Origin of the sequence: Bacillus sp. 123MFChir2, from assembly GCF_000383235.1 — a bacterium.
Classification (GTDB): domain Bacteria; phylum Bacillota; class Bacilli; order Bacillales; family Bacillaceae_G; genus Bacillus_A.
In genome coordinates this window covers 1-5,668 of record NZ_KB911011.1, presented here as the reverse complement: position 1 = coordinate 5,668, position 5,668 = coordinate 1, and the positions used below count along the sequence as shown (strand labels likewise).

The window sequence follows — 5,668 nt, the reverse complement described above, 5'->3', positions numbered from 1 at the left end:
TCAGTTGAAGGGCTGTTTTTCTTATTTTTTATTGTTTCGTACAATTTTTTTATACATAGTTACAATAAAGGTCATCAGAGGTTGGGAAACCCAAAGGGTTTCCCAACACTCTGAGCAACTATACAGTTGCTACTTCTTCTTGTTGTACATCTATTTTACGAATTTCAATACGCTTGATTTGATGTGCGTCTTTTTCTAAAACTTTAAATTCATATCCTTCTGTTTCAACAAATTGTCCTTCTTGAATTTCGTGATTTTGTGTCATCACCCAACCGCCAATTGTATCAACTTCTACTTCATCAATGTGTAATCCAAATAAATCTTGAATCTCACTTATCAATACTTTGCCGTCAACAATTTTATGATGCTCGTCAACATGATGAATTGGAGGATGCTCATCTTCATCATATTCATCACGAATTTCACCAACAATTTCTTCTAATATATCTTCAAGCGTCACAATTCCTGCTGTTCCGCCATATTCATCATATAACACAGCCATTGGAATCCTCTTCTTTTGCATTTGCAGAAGTAAATCATGGATTGGAATTGTCTCCATTACTTCAATAATAGGACGCATAAATGTTTTGATAGATTGTAGGTCTTCTTTATCGTTTTTCATATAACGAATAAAGAAGTCTTTTACGTTCACCATACCGATAATATCATCTTTATCTTCTCCAAAGATCGGGTAACGTGTATACTTTTCACTTCGGATAACTTTCATATGATCTTCTACTGAATCCTCAAGATAGAAACCAACGATTTCTGTCCGCGGCACCATAATCTCTTTTGCAATTCGATTATCGAACTCAAAAATATTGTTTACATACTTATACTCCGCTTGATTAATCTCCCCATTTTCATAGCTCTCTGAAAGAATTAAACGTAACTCCTCTTCCGAATGAGCTACCTCATGCTCAGAAGCTGGTTTTAATCCAAATAAACCAGTTACAAGACGCGCTGATTTATTTAACATCCAAATAAATGGGAACATAATTTTGTAAAACATAATAAGCGGTGTTGCAAACAACATTGTAATTGTCTCTGCTTTTTGAATTGCTAATGTTTTCGGTGCTAACTCACCAACAACAACATGTAAAAAGGTAACCGTTGCAAATGCAAGAATATACGATATTGAATTTGCAGCTGTTTCTGGTAAATGCAGATCTTGAAATAACGGTTGTAATAAGCGATGAACCGTAGGCTCTCCAAGCGATCCGAGTGCAAGAGCTGTGATAGTAATCCCTAACTGACACGCCGATAAATATTCATCTAAATTTGCTGTTACCTTTTTGGCTGCTATTGAACCTCGTTTTCCTTCTGCAACAAGCTGGTCAATCCGGCTTGGACGCACCTTAACCATAGCAAACTCTGCTGCCACGAAAAATCCAGTAAATGCGATTAAAATCGCAATCATAATTAAATTAAATATTTCCAAAGAATCCCCCTTAGTTTCAAAACTAAGGTGTCCACCTCCTGTATAAATAATTACTTTCTTTTACTCTCTAAATTTAGAAAATAAAGCGCTATACAGAAATTAAAGGGTGGATAGTCCTATCTACTATAATAGTAAAATAAGAGATTGGATTAAAGCTGTCGTTTGAGTTGATAAATGTTTCGTTAGTTTTTCGCGCTGTGAATCTGTTAACCCATCTAATAACGGTTTTAATTCTACTAATTCCGTCTCCAAACGGTGGATACGCTCTGTTACATCATTTACTTGTTCCGAAACGTCTTCATTAACACCGAGCAGCTTCTTTTTCTCCTCGATCCTATCCTTAATTTCAGAAAGCGGTATATGCATTTCTTTACATCTCTCAATAAAACGTAATGTTTCAATTGCTGTTTCGTCATAGTAGCGATAATTAGATTGAGATCGCTCCGCTTTTAAAATACCTAGATTCGTATAATAATCAATCGTTCGTTTCGAAACATGAGCCATGTGAGCCAACTGTCCGATTCGGTACACCTTCCCAACGACCTTCCCTCCCCAGTATATGTTACAAACAATCATACAATACATAAACTGTACAGTCAAACGTTACAGTTAAAAAAACAATTTATAGAAATATTAAGATTCATCTTCTTTCGGCCAAAAAGAAGAAGCTATAAATCCACATGTCGTAGCATAGCTTCTATCTCTTACTACATTTTATTTGATAAAAATTCTGTGGTTTTTATTACATTCGCAAACATTTTATCTAAAGCACTCATGAATACTGTATGAACATGTTTAGCCTGCGTCAATTCATTGTTAAATACAAGATCTTTTGTCGTACAAGCATCTTCAATTACTGTACACCTAAACTCTAAATCACTAGCAGCTCGAACTGTTGTATCAATACACATATGTGTCATCATTCCGCAAATTACTAAATGTTCAATCCCTTCTCGCTGAAGTAACTCTAATAAATTGGTTTTCCGAAAACTATTTGGATAATTTTTTTGTACGACAAATTCATTTTTAAACGGCGCTACATGAGAATGAATGTTTACACCTTCTGTATTCGGAAGAAAAAAAGTTGCCCCCTCTTTTACTGAAATATGTTGTACATGAAATATAGGTAAATGCATTTCCCTAAAGAAATCTAACACTTCTTTTGCATTTTCTACCGCTCTTAATGATTCATGTAATTCACATCTGCCACCTGGAAAGTAATCATTTTGAATATCAATTAATACAAGTCCTGTTTTCATTATTAACCCTCCAATATTTTGAAAATTAAGTTATAATCTAATTATAGAGCTTTATCAAGTTAGCCAAAACATTCTCATGAAAGACTTTAACGTCATATGATTTCACCATGAAAGGATTTAATACTATGATTGATTCAATAGATTTGCAAATTCTTAATTTACTAAAGAATAATTCACGAATGCAGTGGAAAGATATTGGGAAAAGCGTTCATATGACAGGGCAGGCCGCCTGCAACCGTATTCGAAAGATGGAGGATGAAGGAATAATAAAAGCGTATACCATTTTAGTAGATCATTTGAAATTAGGTATGCAGTATACTGCTTTTATCACAGTTTTTATGAAGACAAATGAACACTCTACATTCACATCATTTATAACAAAAGAAGATTCCATCGTAGAAGCTCATAAAATTAGTGGTGAAGGATGTTATTTCCTCAAAGTACAAATAGACTCCCAAGAAAACTTACATAACTTATTAAACGAAATTTTAAGGTTTGGTAACTACCGGTTAAACTTATCCATTCACCAAATAAAAGAAAACCCTTTATAGTAGAAAGGAGAATCGCGATGTATTACAACAACTTATTCGAAAATGATCAACCAGTCATCCGTCTCTAAGACGGGCAAAAAAATTGCTTCGTCTTAAGGATATGTATTCCTAAAAATAGACGGAGGTCATATGATATGAAACATTCATTACTCGGTGCATTTTGTTTATCGCTTGCTGCAAGCATTTGGGGAGGCATGTACGTTGTCAGTAAATACGTACTAGCGTTTATTCCCCCACTTACACTTGTTTGGTTACGCTTCGTTATCGCTTTTGTGATTTTATTTATCATTTTACAAATCACACAGCGAAGGCAGCAAACGAAGATTCCAATCGCGAAAAAGGATTGGTTATTATTTGCTTGGATCGGGTTTATCGGTTATTTTGTTTCCATTACATTTCAATTCATTGGAACAAAATTGTCCGATGCCCATACAGGTTCTTTAGTGACATCGGCAACACCAGCCTTTATGATCATTTTTGCAAGAATAATAGTAAAAGAACGTATTACCATTCGCAAATTCATTTCCGTACTCCTAGCAACAATAGGTGTTATCATTGTTATCGGATGGGATATCAAACTTGGAACATATTTCACTGGAACAATCATATTAGTCGGGGCTGCTATTACGTGGGCCTTATTATCGATTTACGTCAAAATCGCCTCGCAACGTTTTTCGTCTTTAATCATTACAACGTACGCAATATTGTTTGCGATTCTGTTTATTACACCTTGTATGATATGGGAATTACAAACATATCGTATACAGAATCTTAACACAATATTGATCTTAGGAGTTTTCTACCTCGGCATCATTTCAACTGCTGGTGCATTTTTTCTTTGGAACAAAGGTATGGAATTAATGGATGCAGGAATCGGCTCACTCTTTTTCTTTTTCCAACCTCTTGTTGGATCATTTCTTGGATGGCTACTACTGAATGAAGAGCTAAAAACTACATTTTTCATCGGAGCTTTTCTCATTGTAGTCAGCGTTCTGATCGTTACAATTGATAAAAGAAAGACATCTTCACATAATAAACATACAATTCTATATATCAATGATAAATAAAGAAAACAAGGGTGGTGTAAATGCCATCCTTGTTTTTTCATAGCTTATTTTATTCCGCTATTACTGCCCGTAAAAACCCGATTGGTGAGGGCTAATAATCAGTGGGGATGAAGAAAACCCCCACTGATTAAAGTTTCACTTTATTCGTTACATCTCATCTGGACTATAATAATCTAACACATTATTGCCTACTCCTACTTCTGAAAAAATAACATGTGTAACTGTTTCAGCAAGTTTTGAAATATCATCGATAAACGCTTCTACTTCTTGAAAGCTCCGAACAGAAATTTTCACTATATAATTAGTAGGCCCCGCTACGCGATAACAAAAAACAGCCCTCGGATAAGCTTTCATGTATGCTCTAAACCTTTCACACTGTCTATTTTTTGTTTTCACTTCTAAAATAGCATGAATATTAAAACCTAACTTATCATAATTAATTTTTGTCGTATATCCTTCAATAATCCCCTCATCCTCTAACTTCCGTACTCTTTCAGCCACTGAAGGTGCAGACAAATTAACTTTTTTAGATAGTTCTCGAATGGAAAGACGAGAATTTTGATTTAAACATTGTAAAATTTTCGCGTCAATTACATCTATTTTCATTTGTAATGTCCCTCTCATAAATTCGTTTTAAACACAAGGAAAAATCTTAGAATGCATTATTAATAGAAAGGAAAATATCTCCATCCTATATTATCATATACTTATAAAGTTTATTGCTCTATGTAAGGAGGAAACCCCATGGCACTAGAAATGAAAGCAAATTGTCAAACTTGTAATACTTCCCTTCAAGGAGATTCAGAAGCATATATATGTGTATATGAATGCACCTTTTGCACATCTTGTACAGAAAAGACAAAGCACGTCTGTCCAAATTGTGGTGGTGAATTAGTGCGAAGACCGAAAAAGAAATAACTAAAAATCTCTCTTTCGCATATTAAAAGCGCAAAACCTTATGGATTTTGCGCTTTACTTTTTCTTTTTTTCACCACTTAATTTCTTTTATCTTTTCAATGATTACTTCTGCTAAATGTTCATATCCATGTACTCCAAAGTGTAGTCCATCCTGTTTTTCATTCTCTAAAAGAAGCTCATAATTTGGTAGCTGCATGAAAGATGTATACAAATCAAGGAAATTGCTACCAGTTCGAGTTGCTACATCTGATACAACTTTTGCATATTGCTTTAAAACAGCATTTGTTCTTGCATTTTGCCTTTCCTCATCAACTGGAGCTGGGCTGATTAGTAATACTTTATATCACGTCTGTTGATTATCTAAATTCTACCAAAAAATGAATACAAAAAGAGAGATTCCTCTTGTACAATGTAAGTTACCACACCAACATT

At 34.4% G+C, this 5,668-nt stretch carries 7 protein-coding genes and 1 pseudogene; 3 read left to right on the top strand and 5 right to left on the bottom strand.

Annotated features, from left to right (window positions below; translation table 11 throughout):
- Positions 1-118 precede the first annotated feature (118 nt).
- From H280_RS0122605 to H280_RS0122595, 3 genes are all read right to left on the bottom strand, one after another.
- Positions 119-1,441 (bottom strand): hemolysin family protein, encoded by a 1,323-nt coding sequence (locus H280_RS0122605; RefSeq protein ID WP_020063367.1) that lies wholly within the window; start codon positions 1,439-1,441, stop codon positions 119-121.
- 123 nt (positions 1,442-1,564) lie between these two features.
- Positions 1,565-1,972, bottom strand: a complete 408-nt coding sequence (locus H280_RS0122600; protein ID WP_020063366.1) for a MerR family transcriptional regulator — start codon at positions 1,970-1,972, stop codon at positions 1,565-1,567.
- 176 nt (positions 1,973-2,148) lie between these two features.
- Positions 2,149-2,700, bottom strand: a complete 552-nt coding sequence (locus H280_RS0122595; RefSeq protein ID WP_020063365.1) for a cysteine hydrolase family protein — start codon at positions 2,698-2,700, stop codon at positions 2,149-2,151.
- A 107-nt stretch (positions 2,701-2,807) separates the two neighbouring features.
- On the opposite strand from H280_RS0122595, the gene H280_RS0122590 reads away from it, so the two are divergent.
- Positions 2,808-3,251 (top strand): Lrp/AsnC family transcriptional regulator, encoded by a 444-nt coding sequence (locus H280_RS0122590; protein WP_231401810.1) that lies wholly within the window; start codon positions 2,808-2,810, stop codon positions 3,249-3,251.
- Positions 3,252-3,385: 134 nt separating this feature from the next.
- Entirely contained in the window at positions 3,386-4,318 is a 933-nt protein-coding gene (locus H280_RS0122585) for a DMT family transporter (RefSeq protein ID WP_020063363.1), read from the top strand.
- Positions 4,319-4,465: 147 nt separating this feature from the next.
- Here the strand turns inward: H280_RS0122585 and H280_RS0122580 are convergent, their stop codons facing one another.
- On the bottom strand, positions 4,466-4,924 hold the full coding sequence (locus tag H280_RS0122580) for an Lrp/AsnC family transcriptional regulator (RefSeq protein WP_020063362.1): 459 nt from the start codon (positions 4,922-4,924) through the stop codon (positions 4,466-4,468).
- Positions 4,925-5,062: 138 nt separating this feature from the next.
- Here H280_RS0122580 and H280_RS0122575 point away from each other — a divergent pair, with 138 nt between their 5' ends.
- Positions 5,063-5,236, top strand: coding sequence for a DUF1272 domain-containing protein (locus H280_RS0122575; protein WP_020063361.1), 174 nt, complete (start codon positions 5,063-5,065; stop codon positions 5,234-5,236).
- Positions 5,237-5,306: 70 nt separating this feature from the next.
- Here H280_RS0122575 and H280_RS25520 read toward each other — a convergent pair.
- Positions 5,307-5,576: pseudogene (locus H280_RS25520) on the bottom strand (esterase); the annotation flags it as partial.
- Positions 5,577-5,668: the final 92 nt, after the last annotated feature.

Excerpts from the sequence above, each read along its gene's own strand:
- H280_RS0122595 (WP_020063365.1), bottom strand. The coding sequence starts at position 2,700 with ATGAAAACAGGACTTGTATTAATTGATATTCAAAATGATTACTTTCCA.
- H280_RS0122590 (WP_231401810.1), top strand. The coding sequence starts at position 2,808 with ATGAAAGGATTTAATACTATGATTGATTCAATAGATTTGCAAATTCTT.
- H280_RS0122585 (WP_020063363.1), top strand. The coding sequence starts at position 3,386 with ATGAAACATTCATTACTCGGTGCATTTTGTTTATCGCTTGCTGCAAGC.
- H280_RS0122580 (WP_020063362.1), bottom strand. The coding sequence starts at position 4,924 with ATGAAAATAGATGTAATTGACGCGAAAATTTTACAATGTTTAAATCAA.
- H280_RS0122575 (WP_020063361.1), top strand. The coding sequence starts at position 5,063 with ATGGCACTAGAAATGAAAGCAAATTGTCAAACTTGTAATACTTCCCTT.